The following is a 15,712-nucleotide window of genomic DNA, read 5'->3' as shown; positions in this document are numbered from 1 at the left end:
GCGCCGATATCCTGACGACATCGACGACCGTCCGCAAAAGGAGAGCCCGTGCGTGTTCAGCGATTTGAACCCTTCCTCAAAGCGCTCATTCCGGTCAGCGGGGGCGGAGTGATTCGCGAAGCCAAAACCTTCGCAGAGGCGGGATTCAAGGGCGCCGGTCCGTACGGTCTGATCGTCTCGTTCGCGTCCGGTGGCTCCCTTTACGCAAACATCGTGTCCTCGGCGCCGCCCGGTGGTGACGACCACACGCAGCCCGAGACGATTGTCGAGGGGGAACCGCCAACCCCGGTCCCGCTGCCCGACCTTGAGCTATCCGGGGGAAAAGTTCGCACCCGTGACGTTGAACAGTACCTCCGGGCGCTGATCCTCAACAGTGGGAACCCTGAGGTTGCCGCTGTACGAGTGCTGTCCGAGAAAGACGGCTTCCACAAGTACGGCATGAACATCGAGTTCCACCGCAGGAACGTCTGTCATCTTTATTTCCTGCAGACGCTCCCGGCTGGCCGCACCCCGCAGTCGGGACAGGACTATCAATGGCTGGAGGCAATGTGAACGGCATTATCATCCCGTTATTGGCCAATGCTGCAACCTGCCCCGTTTGCGGCCAGCGTGCCGGAGTCAGGAACGGCACCATCAACATCCACCAGAAGCCCGGCGGTGGCACCTGCCCCGGCAGCGGCAGCCCTGTCTGAACCTTTCCCTGCTGGCGTGAGGCCTCCAACGGCCCGCCCACACCCCGAGGCCCCGCCGCAGCGTCGCGACCTGGCCCCAGGCCTCCACGAGGTCTCCGCCGCGGACCGCGCCGCGATCGCGGCAATCTGGCTCAGCTACTTCAACAGGTGATCATTATGCCCATCACGGCAGAACACATCCGTACGACCCTGACCGGCTACCTCGACACCTACCCCGAGGACAAGGAGGCCCTCGCGCCCGCCGTCGGGCTCCTCGACGCAGGGGCCAACCTCGCCTCTCGAGGCGAGTTCCGCGGCCACGCGACCGCCGGAGCGATCCTCGCTGACGCCGACGGCAGCATCCTGCAGATCCACCACCTGGCTTTGGGCCGGTGGCTCCTGCCGGGCGGTCACCTCGAGGCAGGAGACGGCTCGCTACAGGACGCCGCCCTACGCGAGCTCGTTGAGGAGACCGGCATTCCCGCCGGCGCGGTCATCTCCGCGGCCGCCAGCCCGATCCACATCGACGTCCACCCCATCCCCGCCAATGGAACCAAGGGCGAGCCGGACCACCAGCACATCGACTTCCGGTTTCTCTTCCGCACAGATGCCGAGGTCGGCCAGCTCCAGGCCGAGGAGGTCACCGCCGCGGACTGGCGCCCGGTCGATAGCGTCAGCGACGAAACACTGCGGCGCCGCATCGCGGCCGCTCTTCGCTGAGACAAGGGTGTGATGGCGGTGACGTGGACGACGGTCCCCGACCTGGTACGTCAAACCGTGGAGGGGCACATCGGGCACGTCACCGCCGCGCACGACGTGCCCGGTGGGGAGAACAACGACCTCGCCGCCGTGGTGCACGGCCAGGCCGGGCCGGTGTTCGTGAAGGCCGTGAACGGAGTCGGCCGGCAGATGCGCTGGCTCCGGAACGAGATCACCGCCGGGCAGCTCGCCGCCGGCATCGCACCGGCGGCGCTGTTCGCCATCGACGCCGATGACTGGCTGATCGTCGGGTTCGAGTACGCCCCCGGCCGGGCGGCGAGTCTCGCGCCCGGCTCGGCGGACCTGCCCGTGGTCGCGGCCACCGTCGACCAGCTCAGCCAGCTGGCCGCGCCGGGCCTGCGGAGCATGCGCGCTCGGTGGGAGGGCTGCACCTGGTGGGAGCAGCTCGCCGAGGTGAACCCGGCGGCTGTCGAGGGTTGGGACGTGCCCGAGGCCGAGCGGTGGTCGGCGCGCGTCCCGGTGCTCGTCGAGGGTGACCGGCTGATCCACGCCGACCTGCATGGCGACCAGTTCCTGATCGGCCCGGCCGGGACACGGGTCGTGGACTGGGGCTGGCCCGCGGCGGGCGCCGGGTGGGTGGACGCGGCCTTCCTGCTGCTGCGGCTCGTCGAGGTCGGACACGACCCGAACAGCGCGGAGGCATGGGCCCACGGCTTGTCCTGCTGGACGCTCGACCGGGACACGCTGACGGCGTTCGCGCTGTACGTGGCGGGCCTTTGGGGCTACCGGGCGGTGACGGTCGGGGGCGCCGGATGGGCGTCGCGCGCCGGGGCAGCTCGGCGCGTGGCCGCATGGGTACTGCAGTCGGCGGCCCCCTCGACCCTTCGGTCTGCATCCGCCTAAATCTTCCCCACTGGCGTGAGGCCTCCACTGGCCCGCCCACACCCCGAGGCCCTGCCGCAGCGTCGCGGCGGGGCCTCGGCCGTCGGCGGCCCGGCACGCTACCCGAGGGCGGCGCTGCGGTGTAGAGCGAGCTGGTGGCCCAATTCGGCGACAGCGGGAAGCGTGCCCCAGCCTGCGTTCATCCGTTGCCACAGATCATCCACCGGTCGAATCACCCACCGCACGGGCCGATGCTCGATAGCGGCGAGCGCGCTTCGTGCCGCGTCGGCGGCCTGCTCAGGGTCAGGATTCTTCCGGCGCAGGAATGAGCGGGCCAGCGCGTTATACGTACCTCCCATCTCTCCGAACTGGCCGGTTCCTGCGAGTAGCCGAAGTGAGCTGCGTGCGTGCGATTCGGCTGCCACCCCATCGCCGAGCGCTGCATACACAGATGCGCTGGCAGCGTGGGCGTTCTGCTCGTCGAGGGTGAGCGGACCTGGAACGGTGATATCCACCAGGATGTGATCCCACATGTCCTCGAGCGCAGAGCGAGCCTGGGTCGGTCGGCGCGCCTTCGCGGCGGACTGCGCCTCGTTCGCCGCGAGCGTGGGGAGGATGTAGGGGTCGGCATCGACCCGGGCCGATGCTGCGATGTTCATCGCTCCGATGTAATCGCCGCCAAAGTGAGCCAAGGCCCATTCCATGGAGGCGACCGATCCGGCCAGTAGCCGGTCTCCCGCCTCCTCGGCGTGATGCTCGGCGATGGGGAGATGGGCATGAGCGACCGAGTCTTGGCCCAAGTCGAAGGCGAGCGTGGCGATGTAGTACGAGTACCAGCCGGCCTGTCCGGTGAGCCGGCGACGCACCTCCGGGGAGACCCGAGTGTCGAGCAGCTTCTGTACACGGATCCACCCGGCCTCGAGATGCGGTACCAGCGCGAGCCTGGGAGTCGTGTTGTAGGTCTCGGCGATTCGGCGGAGGTCGACGCCGATCTCTCGGAGTGTCTTAGGGATGGGATCGGCTCGGGCGAGTCGCTCGGAGAGTGCGGACGCTGAAGCGCCCGTAGCGAAAATGAATCCGGTTGCGAGGCCGCCGGTCTGAAGGAGCTGTCTCCGGTCCGTGGTGTCCTCCTCGGCCGCAGGGGAGCGCTCCTCTGAGAGTGCCTGGAACCCTGGGCTTTGGTCTAGTCGATCAAGCGCGGTGATTGTCGATGTTGACTGGCGCTCGGAGAGGTCAGGAGGGCTCGCCGCAGGGGACAGCTTGTCGGCGGCCTGGCGCAGCTTTTCGGCTTCGACCATGCGGCAAAGTCTGATGATCTCTCCGCCGGCGCCGAGCGCCTCGTCGACCAACTGGGCGAACCTGTCGGACAGTGGTTCCTTCTCGCGTTCGCATCTGCTGATAGCAGCACGTGCCTTCGGGAAGCCGGCGGCGGCGGCGAGTGCGTCCTGGGTGAGCCCCGCGTCAGTACGGCGGCGGCATAACTCCGCGCCGAGCTGGGCGAGGGGTGAGGGGGCGTCGTCCATCCCGGTGGTCCTCCGGGCGTGATGTCGAGGGCGTGTGAGTCCGGGCTCTCACATGTAGGTGACTGATCATCACGTACTAGCTGATCGTCCGGCCTGCATGCTCGGATGCATTGCGTGAGCGCATCAGACCATAGCCGGAGCGTGACCGCGAGGCGCGAGCTTCCCGACATCTGGCCTCGCCGCGAGGGCGCGCCCCGCCAGGGCAGGGCTCAGACACTGTCCACAAGATCGAGAATGCGATCAAGGATCGCAATCACATACGCGCGCCGCGGTGCCTCGATGCTGAGTAGGCGCGTCAGTATCCGTATCTCCTCGGTGCCTGACGCAGCGATCTGCCCGGCCAGCGCCTCGACTGGCAGGGGCTCACCGGTCTCGTGATCCACACTGACCCTGTGTCGGATCGTTCCGGTCGAGTCTCGGAACTCTTGGATCACCGCTCGCGGATGATCTTTCGGGATCGGGTCACCGCCGAGTGCGACGAGCTCGGCGGAGCCTTCCTGCCAGTCCAACGCCTCCTCTACGCCTGCGATCGTGTCGTCGGTGACGGACTGGCTCTCGCCTCGTTCAATCCGGCCGATGGTGGCGATGCTGAGCTGCGCACGCTTCGCAGCCTCGAGTTGGCTGATACGCAGCGTCTTCGTTCGGTAGGCACGGATGGCCCGTCCAAGGTGCGCTGCCTGCTCATCGGTGAGATCCATCGCGCCCATTCACTCATGAGAACTCATATCGAGTGGAGCCCATGGTGGCCCATTGGCGTGGTGTCGCGCAGACGGTCCCCCGTCGTGTGATCTTTAGCATCGCTTGAGTTGACATGAGACTTCATGAGTCCACATCATGTCGCTCATGTCGCGAACGATGACCATCGAGGTGAGCGGCGACGAGATCCGGTCCAAGCGGGTCTCCTGCCGCTTGACCCAAACCGAGCTGGCGACGCGCGCCGGTGTCGACCAGGGTTGGCTCTCCAAGATCGAACGTGGACGAGTACGCACGATCTCGCCGCGATTCCTCCGCGCGATCGAAGAGCACATCGGTCCGGTGACTGCCACTCCCACGGGCACCACCAGCTCGGACACGCCGTGACGTCGGGTCGGGTGCCTCCGCAGATGGGGGAGACGCCGGCCGAGCGCCACCTCCGGGCGGTGCGTGCCGGTCACATGCGTGCGGCGAAGGCGCCGTCGGCCGAGTCGATTTCCGCGCCGGCGCGGTCCGCGTTTCTGAGCAGCTTCACCCGGAAGGCGATGGAGCTGCATCCGGGTGCGTCGGCGGAGGAGATCGCGCGGATCGCCGCGCATCTGCGTAAGGCGCACTTCGCGGCGCTGGGGAAGGCCTCGGCCGCGGCCCGTGTGTCGCGGCGGAGGGCCACGGCGCCGTGATCACCCGTCCGGCCTGCACACGGGGGGCCAGACCGGACGGGATCACCGGAGTTGGCCCCTCGCAAACGCCCTCGACGACCTCCGAGAGGAACCGTTCATGAAGGTACAGGACACCCGAAGGCGGCATCTGCTGTTGCTGGCGACGCAGGCGAGCCGGTTGCCGGTCGCGGTGGTGACGGCCGAAGTGCGCCGTCTCGCGCCGGACACGGCGGGCCGCGCCACGCTGTGGGCCCAGCTCGCGCAGGCGCTGCGTGACGTGGACGCCGCCGACGTCAACGAGCTCGCGGAACTGGCCGCGGCGGTCGACCCGCTGCTCGTCCAGCTCGTGCCGGCCCGTGACGTGGTGCCGGCGGTGGCCCGATGACCCCCGACCTTCGGCGGCGTGACCATGCCCGGCTCGTGGGCGAGCGGATCCGCATGGTCCGCACCCAGCAGGGCTTGAGCCTGGCCGACGTCGAGAAGAAGTCCGCCGGCAAGATCAAGACTGTTGTGATCGGCTCGTACGAGCGTGGCGATCGGATGGTCACCGTCGAGCGTCTGGCGGAGATCGCCGAGTTTTTCGGTGTCCCGGTCAGCGTGTTCCTCGCGGGCGCCGAGACGCTCACGACGCCCCGGCCGCGGATCGTCCTCAATCTCGTGGCGTTGCGCTCCGCCCCGCCCGAGGCGGACCCGCTCCGCCGGTGGGCCACGCTCATCTGCCGGATCCGGGGGGACTGGAACGGCCTCATCCTCTCCGTCCGCGTCTCCGACATGGTCCACATCGCCGCGGCGCTCAGCACCACACCCGGCGGCGCGCTGGACCTGATGAGCCAGTGGGGTGTCCTGCACGACCTCCCCAAGCTCGCCGACCTCGAGATCGAGCTCGGTAACACGATCGGCTGGAAGCGATGAGCACGCCGAAGCGGCCGATGGCCTCCGTATCCGACGCGGAGCTCTGGGACGCGATCACGAACGCCACCTCGGCCGCGATCGCGTACCGCGGGCAGGGCCCGACGGTGCACGGCGTCGCCCGCCGCCTCTCCGTCCCCCGCTACGCCGTCGCGGTCGCCGACCTCGAGGGCCGGCTCGCCGAGCTGTACGCGGCCGGTCTCCTGGCTCACCGCTCCATCGGAAAAGTCATCCACTGGCGAGTCACCTCCGCCGGCCAGGCCCACGCCCAGGCGCTGCGCGAGCGTGACCTCACCGACGTCGAGACGTGGCCGGCGATCGCCGCGCACCTTTCCGAACGGGCGACGAGCGGCCGGCACGCGGACGTCATCTCGCCGGCCGCGATCGCCCGGACGCTGGCGGTCGAGACCCGGCGCGTCCTGGCCTGGCTGACCTGCCAGGCCGCGGCCGGCCTGGTCGTGCAGAGCACCCTCCACGACCGTCCCGTCTGGGCGATCACCCCCACCGGACGCGACCGCACCCTCCAGACCACCCAGGCGGCGAGCGCATGAACCCGCCCGCCAGCTGGATGACGCCGGCCGCGGACTCCGAGCGGCCCACCGGCACCTCGACGCACGACGCACCCTCCGGGCAGACGCCGATGGTCCCCGCCCAGGCGGACCGAGAGGGCCGGCGTCGGGCGCTGCTCGCCCTGGCCCTGAGCCCGATCCAGGACCCGGACCAGCTCGCCGCCCACGTCGCCGCGCTGACGCCTGACTCCCCGGACCGGATGGACCACTGGTCCCGCCTCGTCCTGGCCGCCGGCGCGGCCGGCGCCGAGCCGAGGCGGATCGTTGCCATGGCACTGACCGTCGGCCCGGTGCTGCTGGCCCTGGTCCCGGAGCCGCCGCCGTTCGAGATCGACATCGATCACGACACGGTCGCGCTCAAGATCGGGGGTGCCCGGTGACCGGCCTCGGGTCGCACTGGACGGACGGCCCGGTCATCGCGCAGAGCGTCCGCAGCCTGGCTATCCAGGCCGAGGCGCTGCGGATGGCCGCGGACTGGTGCGAACTCGGGCACATCCTTGGCGTGGGCACGATCGCGGTCAGCCCATCCGCCGCGATCAGCGTGCACGTCGAGCCCGCGGGCACGCTCCCGCCCGCCGCGGTCCGGCTCCGGTCGCTGTGGTCGGTGTGGGACGCGGCCGAACTCGAGATCGGCGTACCGGTCCGGCTCGCCGCCGGCACCTGGGGGCAGCTCGTCAGCCTCCGTGTGCCCGTCCCCGGCTTGGACCTGACGCTGTGGTGCTACGAGCGGATCACCAACCCGCGCCTGGCCGCAGCGTGACAACCCCCGGGCCCGCTACGGGCGGGCGGCTGGCCGCCGGGCGCGACCGTGGCGGGCCCGGGATCCCCACGGGGGCGGCCGCCGATGCCTGATGACGTCGTGCTGCCGCTGCGCGAGCTGCTGCTGATGGATGAGGACATCCGCCGGCAGCTGCGGGACCGGCGCGCCTTCCTGTGGCGGACGGGTCTGGCGGCGCATCCGCAGCGCTGTCCCGCGGACGGTGCCGCGCTGCTGTGGGCGTTGACCGAGGACCCGAAAGACCCGAAGTGGCTGCCCCTGAACGCCACGCCGACGCGGGCCGGAGCCGTCGCTATCTACCGCGACGGCGGCGCGCGGATCGCGCGGGTCAACCCGCCGGCCGACGTCCCGGGCGGCCGCTGGGACACCCATTTCGCCACCTGTGCCGATCCCGGGCGCTGGCGGCGGCCGCGGCACTGAGACACCGGCCGGCCTGCCCGAGGCCGGCCCATAGCACCCGAGAGGACACCTGTGATCGCAGTGGAGGGGGCCGGCCCGGCCGGCCGGACGGTGCTCGTCGACCACGTGACGGCTGGGCGTCTGCGATGAGCGTGCCTCTGCGCGTCTCGTCGAAGCTGCCGCCGACGCAGGAGACCAACGGCCTCCTGGAGATGATCAAGCGATTTGTGCGGGCGAACGAGCCGGTTCTCGCGATCGTGCGCCTGGACACCGTGCGGCTCACGACCCACACGACCGAGGGCCTGATCGTGCCGACGATCGAGATCCGGGAGGCCGAGCCGGAGGGCCGCGCGCTGCCCGCGGACATGCTGCGGGACCTGCTCGACCGGGGGCGTCACGACCGTAACCGGATCACGACCCTGCCGTTCGTCGACGTCGAGACGGCACGGTGATGACTCCGTCGGAGACCTGGTCGGTGGCGGCCGCGATCGTCGCCGCGTTCGCGGCCGCGTACGCCGTGGCGCACGCTCTGGTGTTCGCCGGCGGGATGGCGGTCCGTCGCGTCCGCGCGCCGCGGCCGGCACCGGCCGCACCGCCGCCCGCGGCCGTCATCCCGGCCGACCCGCCGACGGTGCCGCTGCGTCCACCCGCGGTCGGCGCCTGATGGCCCGCTCGCGTCCGCCGTGGCTCCCCGTCACAGTCACGGCCGCGCCCAGCGCCCGCCCGACCGACGAGATTCCCGCCGACACGCGCCGCCTGGTCCTCGCCCGGGCCGGTGGCCGGTGCGAGTCGTGCGCCGGTGACCTCGACATCTCCCGCTACTCCCTGCACCACCGCCGTCCCAAGGGCATGGGCGGCTCCCGCGCGACCGATCTGCACTCGCCCACGAACCTCCTTGTCCTGTGCGGCCGCGGCGCCGACGGGTGCCACGGCGACGTGCACGGCCACCCGGTCGCGGCCCGCGACGCCGGGATGCTCGTTCGTCGCGCCGCCGACCCTGCCCGGGTGTCGGTCCTGATCCACGGCACACGCCGGGTCCTGCTCACCGCTGAGGGCTCCTACGCCGAGGAGGCGCGATGAGGCTGCTCCTGGTACCGGTCCGTCCGGATGCGATCCACGCGCACCGGGTCACGGCCGCGGTCCTCGGCCTACACACCCTGGCGTTCGCCGGCGCGGTCGCGCGATCCACGCGGGACTACCCCGGCCCGGGCGGCTTCGTGCCCGCCGGCACGGGGACGACGCCGCAGGAGGTCGCCGCCGAGGCGACCCTGTGTCGGGCTGGCCTGTGGCGGCCGGCGCACGTCGAGGAGATCGGGCAGGGCTACTACCTGGACTCCTGGGACATCGCCGTCGCCGCGATGCGGCTGGTGCGTGCCTGATGCCCTGGTTCCGTATCAGCGACGACTTCACCGACCACCCCAAGGTTGAGGCCGCCGGCAGCGAGGCCGTGGGCCTGTGGGTCCGCCTCGGTGCGTATGCCGCCCGCCAGCTCACCGACGGTGTCATCCCCGGCCCGGTCGCGCTGCGGTACGGCGACCAGCACCTGATCGACCGGCTCGTCGCCGTGCGCATGCTCGACGTCGTCGAGGACGGGTGGGTGATCCACGACTACCTCGGCCACAACCCGTCCCGCGCGGAGATCCTCGCGGACCGCGCGGTGAAGAAGGCGGCCGCCGTCGACCCGGAGCTGCGCGGCATCGTGAAGGCGCGCGACGGGAACCGGTGCCGCTACCAGGGGTGCGGCCGGCTGGTGAGCTGGGCGGACCGGCGCACGGTCCGCGGTGGGGTCCTGGACCTCGTCGACCCGGCCCGGCCGGTGGGGCTGGACAACCTCGTCGTGGCCTGCCGCGGCTGCCAGAAACGGCACGTCGGCCGCGCGGCCGAGCACGCCGGGATGGCGCTCGGCCCGATCCCCCAGGCGCCGCCGCCCCCCGGGCCCGGCCGGCCGGGCCGATCCAGATCCCATCTGGAACCGGTCCAGAACCAATCCGGATCCGATCCAGGTTCTATCCAGATCCCACCTGGATCGTGTCCAGATCCGATCCAGACCCCATACCCAGTCCCATCACCACCCCTTCGGGGTGGTGGTGATGGGACTGAGGGGAACACCGCCGCGCAGGTGAGCTCGAGCGAGCCGGCGCCGCACCTCGCGGTAGTCCCGGTCGATCCCCTGGCCTCCGCTGACGGTGAGGACACACGCCCTGCGGCCGCACCCGCCGGCGCTCCGCCGGCGGGCTTCACCGTCGCGGCCTATGCCGCCGTCGATCACGCGCGCGCGTCGCTCGCCGCGGCCGCCACGCGCGCGGGGTTCCGCCTGGTCTCCAAGAGCGGTAAGCCGATCCGCCACCATCCCGAACCCGCCGCGTACCGCCAGCACCCGCTGCCGCTGTTCGCCGAGCCGGTCCCCGACCTGCTCGGCCCACCGATGGCCGCCCCCGCCGCACCTCTCCCGTCGCTCGCCGCCGAGACCGCCTGACCCGCACGAGAGGCAAAAGCTATGGATCATGTCGGATCGATAGATCACACTCCTTGGTGGGAGGTGATCAGCCGTGTACTCAGCCCCGTACGTCGCGTCCGAGGACCGCGAGGACATGCCCGCCACACCCCCCGAGCGGCCACACCCCCCGCACTGCCAGGGATGGGCCGGGACCGACGAGGAGGGCCGGCCCCGTCCGTGCCTGACCTGCCGCCCGTGGCTACGCCGCCGGCTCCGGTGGGGAGCGCGGACCCCGGTGAGGACCACGAGCTCCAGCTGACCCGGGGCCGGTACCGCTGGTCCTGGACCTGCTCGACCTGCCGCTGGGCTGGCCTGGACTTCCCGACGGCCACGGCCGCCGAGGCCGACCACGACGCGGCCGCCGCGCTCGCCGCGACGCTGGCCACCACCGGGCCGATCCCCGTCCCGATGCCACCCCTGCCCACCGTCCCGCCGCCGGCCGAAGGCCCGGTGCGCGCCGGGCGGCCGCTCCCGCACGAGTGGACGGTCTGCGTCCAGCGTGCCGGGCAGGTCTGGTCCGCGTGGATCGTCGGCGCCCGGCCCGGCGTCACCGCCGAGGGCTCCACGCCGGCGCAGGCCCTGATCGGGATCGGCGGCGCGCTCATGGTCTGGCTCGACAACGGCGGACCGGAGTCGGACCCGCCCACCCACGCCGTACTCCTGAACGCCCAGATCGCCGGCGCGGTCCTGCCCGACGCCGTCCCGATCCTCTGAAACAACACCGACCCCAGGGTGTGCGCGCACCCCAGGGCCGGCCGAGCCGCCACCCTCCCGCGAAAGGCGATGGCCCGTGCCCCATCCTGCCCCCACCCGATACGACTGGCTGGCCGAGGACTACCTACGCCACTGGGCGACGAATCTGACCTCCCCGCGGCTGTGGGACGCCCTCCTCGCCGTGGTCCTGGTCCTCGTCGGTGGCGCGCTGCCGACCGTCGAGGTCGGCGCGGCCGCACTCGACGCCGGCCAGGCACCCCCGCACGCCGCGGGCACCGCCGCGGCCGGCATCCTGCTCGCCGCCGCGGCCGCCCGCGAGCTCCACCTCCGCCGGACCGCCGGCGCCCGCTGGACCCTGCCCGCCGTCCTGCTCGCGGTTCCACTCGCCCTCGCCGCGGCCTGCGCGCTGGCCACCACCAGCCCGACCGGCCCGCCGTCGTGGTGGGCGGCCGCCCTCGCTCTCTGGCCGGCCCTGGCCGTCGCCGGCGCGCTGGCCTGCCGGCTCACCCGCCCAAGCCCCCCGCCCACGGCCACCGAGCCGACCCTGAGCCGCACCGAGCCGAACACTGAGCCGCAGGCGCACACCGACGAGCCGCAGACCGCAGGCACCAAGACCGCCCGGCTCCTCGCTCTCGCGGCCGCGCTCCCGGACGACGACCCGCGCGGCCCGACCGAACGCGCGGCCGACCTGGCCGCTCAGGTCGGCATGCACGCGGCCACCGCGCGCCGCATCCTCGCCAGCACCCAGCGCCGGCCTGAGCCGACCCGCGCCGCAGGCTCACCCCCGGCTCGGACCGGCACCACACCATGATCCATATCCGTGCGCTCGTCCGTGCCCTCGGCCGCCGCCCCTGCCACCGCGCCACCTGCGGCCACCCCCGCGCCGACCACCGCCGCAGCTACTGCACCTGGTGCCACTGCCCCGCCTACCACCGGCGCATCGGAGGACGGCGCCGGTAGCCGAAACACCCGAACCCACCACGAACCACCGACAGAACGGATCACCCACCGATGACCGACGAGACACCCCGCACCGAATACCTGGTCACCCTCGAGCTGCGCACCCGCGACCGAGCCGAAGCGCTGCGCCTGCTCGACTCCGCCTACGCCAACGCCCGCGACATCAGCACCGCCCACCCCGACGTCGAGCACACAGTCGCGCTCAGCGACTACCAGACCACTGACGTCCAGCCCCTCGTGCACGCCGCCGCCGTCGACGACATCACCAACCGCGTGCTCGCCGCCCTCCACCAGGACCAGCAGACCCGACAGGCGGGCACCCTGTGACCGGCATGACCGGACTGAGCATCGTCCCGGACCTCGAACGCGCCCCCTGGACCGACCTCACCAACCCCACGCCCGCGCAGCTGACCCGCATCGGCCTACTCCGCAACAGCACCACCACCGGCCGCGCCTCCGTCGGCCTCGTCCTCGAGCTCGAGGACGGCACCCAGGTCATCGCCCAGACCACCTGGCGCCTACTCCACACCGCCGTCCGCGCCCTGGCCGCCGGCCCCGTCGGCGCCGAGGAGACCCAGGACTGATGCAGGGCCACGAGACCGAACCGGACGAGAACTACTGTCCGCGATCCTCCGACGGCATCCACACCATCGGCAATGAGGAATCGTGCGACGACTGCGGATGGGAAGAGACCAGTGACTGACTCCGACGGCAGCACCAGCGACCAGCTCGACGAGTGGATGATCGTCGAACTCATGGGGCGTGTCCGCCGCGCCGGCCGCGTCCGCGAAGTCGAAATCGCCGGCGAGGGGTTCCTCCGCCTCGACATCCCGGCCGATGGCGGCACCCGGGCCACCCAGTTCGTGAGCCCCAAGGCCGTCTACGCCCTCACCCCCACCACCGAGGCCATCGCCCGCGCCGTCGCCATCCACGAGCAGCCCGAACCGGCCCAACGCTGGGAACTTCAGCCGCGGCCCGCCGCCCCGCCGACCGCCCGTGAGGTCCTCGACGGCGAGTGGCCGTCCTGATGGGCGGCGAAGGCGGCACCGGCGGGCCCGCGCGACCCGCCTGGGTACACCCGTCCGCCGTGGCCGACGACCACCCGCTCGACGGCCTCGGCGACGTCGCCCGGGCCCTCGGCGGCACGGACACCAGCTGGACCATGTACCTGCTCGAGCTCCTGGCGAAGTCCGACACGCAGCGCCTCGCCACACTCGCGCTCGCCGTGCCCTGGCACGTCCACGCCTACCGCTGGTGGCGCGCAGCCACCCCCACTCCGACCGCCGGCGAGCTGCTCGCCGAGATGACCCGTGTCGAGGCCGTCGTCGAGCTCGACAGCACCGCTCCCGAACCGATCCGGAAGATCATCACCGGTCTCTGGGAGTACGCACGCGCCTACGGCTACCGCTGCGTCCCGCAGGTCGACCAGCTCGACGGCGACCAGTGGGTCGTAGCGTCACTGACCTGCCGGCACGGCACGTACGAGGGCACCTCCGACGGCTACGCCCAGTACGTGCAGGCGGTCAGCCGCGCGGCCGACGCCTGGCGGGCCGCCCACCCACCCAGGGAGCAAGCCCGCGCCGATGGGAGCGGCGATGTCTGACCCGCTCCCGATCGTCCCCGGGATGAAGTGCCACTGCCTGTGCGCCTTCCTCCACCCGACCCGGCCAGGCCTGTGTACCGACCAGTACGAGACCACCAGGCCGATGGCAGGCCTCACCGAGGAGCTGCCCCTGCAGATGTGCACCCCGTGTGCCCGGGCCCACGACCAGCGGGCGGAGGCCGCCAGGCCGGCCACCTGCCCGCCGCACCTGGCTGACGCCCTCACGACCCGGCCCGCCGGCGCCCTCAGCCGCACCCAGATCCAGACCTGCACCCGGTGCGGAGACACCCAGGTGATGGAGCCATGACCCACCAGCCCGAGAAGCCGACCCCACTGCTCGTCCTCGACCTCGACGGCACCGTCCGCCACGGCCGTGACGAACTCGGCCGGTTCGTCAACGGACCCGACGATGTGATCGTCTTCCCGGAGGCCGTCGAGCAGATGCGTCAGTGGAAAGCCCACGGCGGCCGGATCATCGGCGTGTCCAACCAGGGCGGCATCGCCCTCGGATTCATGACCATGCAGACCTGCGCCAAGGCCATGATGCGCACGCACGAGCTGTGCGACGGCCTCTTCGACAAGATCGCCTGGTGCTCGCACTTCCCCGAAGCCACACACCCGGAACTGGCCCGCTGCTGGTGCCGTAAACCCTCCCCGGGCCTGCTCATCGAGAGCGCGATCGAACTGGCCGCCCGGTACGGCGAGTACTACCCGCCCCACCTGGGCCTGTTCATCGGCGACCGGATCGAGGATCAGGAGTGTGCGCGGCTGGCCGGGTTCACCTTCCAGTGGGCCACAGACTGGCGCGCCCAGGCGGAGGTGATGCAACCGTGACCAGCCAGCCCGAATCCATCCGACGCGCCCACATGGACGAACTGGTCCAGCTGCTCGCCTCCGCGGAAGCGCAGGTCATCGAGCTCACCGAACAGCTCGCGGCTGCGGAGAAGGCCTCCGCAGCCGCCGACGACATCCTCGCCGGCCGGGGGCTCGACCCGGCCGGCCTGAACCTGATGATTGCCCGACGGCTCCTCCGGATCCTCGATGTGCGCACCGGCGAGCTCGCTGACGCCCAGACCCGGGCATCCGGCCTGACCCGACGCGTCCTCGACCTGGAGACCCGGATCGCGACGAACCAGGCCGAGACCGCGGCAGCCCTCGCCGTCACCGGCAAGCTCGTCGAGGACCTGCAGACCCGGATCAGCGACCTCGAGGATGAGCTCGTCGACGCCTGGCACGATGGCCACCGCACCAGCGAGCCACTACACGACGTCCTCGGGATGACCCGCGAGCAGTACGCCACCTGGGTGTCAGACAGGCCGGCGCGGGCTCCTACTCGCAACCCGCAGGCTTCAGGTAGCGAGCAAGTAGGCGGCATCATCCGCGCCAGCACGGACCGGCAGACCCCCTTGATCGCGGCCGAGCGGGGCCGAGACCACTGCCGTCCGGTCACGGTGCCGAACGCTGCCGGAGGAGACGTCACGGTTATCGTCCGCGGATCCGGAGAGCTCACCGAAGAAGGGCGCCAAGCCCTCGGGCACGTCGTTCGCGCCGTGGCCGATCGGTTCGCCGGCGACCTGGCCGACCCCCCGCCCATGCTGCGGAAGGTCGCAGGTGCGTTCGCTGACGCCGCCGCCGCCCGCGGCATCCTGCTGCGCCAGGCCGCCCAGGACGCCGGCGTCACCCCGGCCGCCGTCAGCCGCACCCTGCAAGGCGCCGCCGACGCCGTGCACCTCGCCGACCTGGTCCGCATCGCCACCTGGGCCGGCCTCGACATCGTCGCCGTGCCCACGCCCGGCTGGGCAGTGCCGGACACCACCGAACAGGAGTAGCGACAGTGACCCGCATCGACCATCGGCACGCCCGCCTGAGAAATAGTCAAGACTTGTGGATGGTGATCGTTAGGCGGCTTGGGTGATGGGTGTGGTGGTGGGGCGTTCGACGAGCTGGCCGCCTTCGAAGACGGCGCCGGCGCGGACGAGGGCGACGAGGTGGGGTGCGTTGACCGCCCGCCAGCGGGCCTGGGCGGCCTCGATCAGTTTGAACGCCATGGCCAGCCCGGCGGCCCGGGATCCGGGGCCCTTGGTGACCCGGGTGCGGTGGCGCACGGTCGCGAACGTGGACTCGATCGGGTTCGT

Annotated in this window: 28 protein-coding genes and 1 pseudogene; 26 read left to right on the top strand and 3 right to left on the bottom strand. The window is 71.6% G+C overall.

Annotated features, from left to right (window positions below; genetic code table 11):
- Positions 1-48 precede the first annotated feature (48 nt).
- The 4 genes from B056_RS0110975 to B056_RS0110965 all read left to right on the top strand — a co-directional run bounded on the left by B056_RS0110975 (position 49) and on the right by B056_RS0110965 (position 2,294).
- Positions 49-552 (top strand): hypothetical protein, encoded by a 504-nt coding sequence (locus B056_RS0110975; RefSeq protein ID WP_018501908.1) that lies wholly within the window; start codon positions 49-51, stop codon positions 550-552.
- Positions 549-692: a hypothetical protein gene (locus B056_RS44325; protein WP_230202941.1), complete on the top strand. Its 144-nt coding sequence runs from the start codon at positions 549-551 to the stop codon at positions 690-692. Before B056_RS0110975 ends, B056_RS44325 begins: the two co-directional genes overlap by 4 nt.
- Before the next feature lie 156 nt (positions 693-848).
- Positions 849-1,391, top strand: a complete 543-nt coding sequence (locus tag B056_RS0110970; RefSeq protein WP_026239559.1) for an NUDIX hydrolase — start codon at positions 849-851, stop codon at positions 1,389-1,391.
- 18 nt (positions 1,392-1,409) lie between these two features.
- On the top strand, positions 1,410-2,294 hold the full coding sequence (locus B056_RS0110965; protein ID WP_230202940.1) for a phosphotransferase family protein: 885 nt from the start codon (positions 1,410-1,412) through the stop codon (positions 2,292-2,294).
- A 98-nt stretch (positions 2,295-2,392) separates the two neighbouring features.
- On the opposite strand, the gene B056_RS36115 is transcribed toward B056_RS0110965, so the two are convergent.
- Entirely contained in the window at positions 2,393-3,796 is a 1,404-nt protein-coding gene (locus B056_RS36115; protein ID WP_018501905.1) for a helix-turn-helix domain-containing protein, read from the bottom strand.
- A 209-nt stretch (positions 3,797-4,005) separates the two neighbouring features.
- A complete protein-coding gene (locus B056_RS0110955) occupies positions 4,006-4,503 on the bottom strand; it encodes a helix-turn-helix domain-containing protein (protein ID WP_018501904.1) in 498 nt (165 codons plus the stop codon).
- 148 nt (positions 4,504-4,651) lie between these two features.
- Here B056_RS0110955 and B056_RS36110 point away from each other — a divergent pair, with 148 nt between their 5' ends.
- The 22 genes from B056_RS36110 (at position 4,652) to B056_RS0110840 (ending at position 15,406) form a co-directional block, all read left to right on the top strand.
- Complete coding sequence (locus tag B056_RS36110; protein WP_195905889.1) at positions 4,652-4,876, top strand: helix-turn-helix domain-containing protein; 225 nt, start codon at positions 4,652-4,654, stop codon at positions 4,874-4,876.
- A gap of 23 nt (positions 4,877-4,899) precedes the next feature.
- On the top strand, positions 4,900-5,169 hold the full coding sequence (locus B056_RS0110945; protein ID WP_018501902.1) for a hypothetical protein: 270 nt from the start codon (positions 4,900-4,902) through the stop codon (positions 5,167-5,169).
- 97 nt (positions 5,170-5,266) lie between these two features.
- Positions 5,267-5,533 carry a hypothetical protein gene (locus B056_RS0110940; RefSeq protein ID WP_018501901.1) on the top strand — a complete coding sequence of 89 codons (267 nt, stop codon included), beginning with the start codon at positions 5,267-5,269 and terminating at the stop codon, positions 5,531-5,533.
- A complete protein-coding gene (locus tag B056_RS36105) occupies positions 5,530-6,060 on the top strand; it encodes a transcriptional regulator (RefSeq protein ID WP_084647136.1) in 531 nt (176 codons plus the stop codon). Before B056_RS0110940 ends, B056_RS36105 begins: the two co-directional genes overlap by 4 nt.
- Positions 6,057-6,608 (top strand): hypothetical protein, encoded by a 552-nt coding sequence (locus B056_RS0110930; RefSeq protein WP_018501899.1) that lies wholly within the window; start codon positions 6,057-6,059, stop codon positions 6,606-6,608. The genes B056_RS36105 and B056_RS0110930 overlap by 4 nt, the downstream gene beginning before the upstream one ends.
- On the top strand, positions 6,605-7,006 hold the full coding sequence (locus B056_RS0110925; protein WP_018501898.1) for a hypothetical protein: 402 nt from the start codon (positions 6,605-6,607) through the stop codon (positions 7,004-7,006). The genes B056_RS0110930 and B056_RS0110925 overlap by 4 nt, the downstream gene beginning before the upstream one ends.
- Entirely contained in the window at positions 7,003-7,386 is a 384-nt protein-coding gene (locus tag B056_RS0110920; RefSeq protein WP_018501897.1) for a hypothetical protein, read from the top strand. The genes B056_RS0110925 and B056_RS0110920 overlap by 4 nt, the downstream gene beginning before the upstream one ends.
- 84 nt (positions 7,387-7,470) lie before the next feature.
- The gene (locus tag B056_RS0110915; RefSeq protein WP_035751257.1) at positions 7,471-7,824 is read left to right on the top strand and encodes a hypothetical protein; all 354 of its coding nucleotides are present in this window, start codon (positions 7,471-7,473) and stop codon (positions 7,822-7,824) included.
- 125 nt (positions 7,825-7,949) lie between these two features.
- Complete coding sequence (locus tag B056_RS0110910) at positions 7,950-8,255, top strand: hypothetical protein (RefSeq protein ID WP_018501895.1); 306 nt, start codon at positions 7,950-7,952, stop codon at positions 8,253-8,255.
- On the top strand, positions 8,255-8,467 hold the full coding sequence (locus tag B056_RS0110905; RefSeq protein WP_026239556.1) for a hypothetical protein: 213 nt from the start codon (positions 8,255-8,257) through the stop codon (positions 8,465-8,467). The genes B056_RS0110910 and B056_RS0110905 overlap by 1 nt, the downstream gene beginning before the upstream one ends.
- The gene (locus B056_RS0110900; RefSeq protein ID WP_018501893.1) at positions 8,467-8,883 is read left to right on the top strand and encodes an HNH endonuclease; all 417 of its coding nucleotides are present in this window, start codon (positions 8,467-8,469) and stop codon (positions 8,881-8,883) included. Before B056_RS0110905 ends, B056_RS0110900 begins: the two co-directional genes overlap by 1 nt.
- Positions 8,880-9,182 (top strand): hypothetical protein, encoded by a 303-nt coding sequence (locus B056_RS0110895; protein WP_018501892.1) that lies wholly within the window; start codon positions 8,880-8,882, stop codon positions 9,180-9,182. The genes B056_RS0110900 and B056_RS0110895 overlap by 4 nt, the downstream gene beginning before the upstream one ends.
- The gene (locus B056_RS42670; protein WP_026239555.1) at positions 9,182-10,279 is read left to right on the top strand and encodes an HNH endonuclease; all 1,098 of its coding nucleotides are present in this window, start codon (positions 9,182-9,184) and stop codon (positions 10,277-10,279) included. Before B056_RS0110895 ends, B056_RS42670 begins: the two co-directional genes overlap by 1 nt.
- Positions 10,280-10,477: 198 nt before the next feature.
- Positions 10,478-11,014 carry a hypothetical protein gene (locus B056_RS0110885; protein WP_154676970.1) on the top strand — a complete coding sequence of 179 codons (537 nt, stop codon included), beginning with the start codon at positions 10,478-10,480 and terminating at the stop codon, positions 11,012-11,014.
- A gap of 76 nt (positions 11,015-11,090) precedes the next feature.
- Positions 11,091-11,825 carry a hypothetical protein gene (locus tag B056_RS0110880; protein ID WP_026239554.1) on the top strand — a complete coding sequence of 245 codons (735 nt, stop codon included), beginning with the start codon at positions 11,091-11,093 and terminating at the stop codon, positions 11,823-11,825.
- Positions 11,826-12,025: 200 nt separating this feature from the next.
- Positions 12,026-12,301 carry a hypothetical protein gene (locus B056_RS0110875; RefSeq protein WP_018501890.1) on the top strand — a complete coding sequence of 92 codons (276 nt, stop codon included), beginning with the start codon at positions 12,026-12,028 and terminating at the stop codon, positions 12,299-12,301.
- A gap of 5 nt (positions 12,302-12,306) precedes the next feature.
- A complete protein-coding gene (locus tag B056_RS0110870; RefSeq protein ID WP_230202939.1) occupies positions 12,307-12,558 on the top strand; it encodes a hypothetical protein in 252 nt (83 codons plus the stop codon).
- Positions 12,559-12,669: 111 nt separating this feature from the next.
- Complete coding sequence (locus tag B056_RS0110860) at positions 12,670-13,002, top strand: hypothetical protein (protein ID WP_018501887.1); 333 nt, start codon at positions 12,670-12,672, stop codon at positions 13,000-13,002.
- On the top strand, positions 12,990-13,577 hold the full coding sequence (locus tag B056_RS0110855) for a hypothetical protein (protein WP_018501886.1): 588 nt from the start codon (positions 12,990-12,992) through the stop codon (positions 13,575-13,577). The genes B056_RS0110860 and B056_RS0110855 overlap by 13 nt, the downstream gene beginning before the upstream one ends.
- The gene (locus B056_RS0110850; protein ID WP_018501885.1) at positions 13,570-13,884 is read left to right on the top strand and encodes a hypothetical protein; all 315 of its coding nucleotides are present in this window, start codon (positions 13,570-13,572) and stop codon (positions 13,882-13,884) included. Before B056_RS0110855 ends, B056_RS0110850 begins: the two co-directional genes overlap by 8 nt.
- Complete coding sequence (locus B056_RS0110845) at positions 13,881-14,411, top strand: HAD-IIIA family hydrolase (protein WP_018501884.1); 531 nt, start codon at positions 13,881-13,883, stop codon at positions 14,409-14,411. Before B056_RS0110850 ends, B056_RS0110845 begins: the two co-directional genes overlap by 4 nt.
- Positions 14,408-15,406, top strand: a complete 999-nt coding sequence (locus B056_RS0110840) for a hypothetical protein (protein WP_026239553.1) — start codon at positions 14,408-14,410, stop codon at positions 15,404-15,406. Before B056_RS0110845 ends, B056_RS0110840 begins: the two co-directional genes overlap by 4 nt.
- 69 nt (positions 15,407-15,475) lie before the next feature.
- Here B056_RS0110840 and B056_RS36100 read toward each other — a convergent pair.
- Positions 15,476-15,712: pseudogene (locus B056_RS36100) on the bottom strand (IS256 family transposase); the annotation flags it as partial.

The organism is Parafrankia discariae, assembly GCF_000373365.1.
In the GTDB taxonomy this organism is placed as follows: domain Bacteria; phylum Actinomycetota; class Actinomycetes; order Frankiales; family Frankiaceae; genus Parafrankia; species Parafrankia discariae.
Note: the sequence above shows the minus strand (reverse complement) of the source record. Positions and strands in the feature narration are given on the sequence as shown.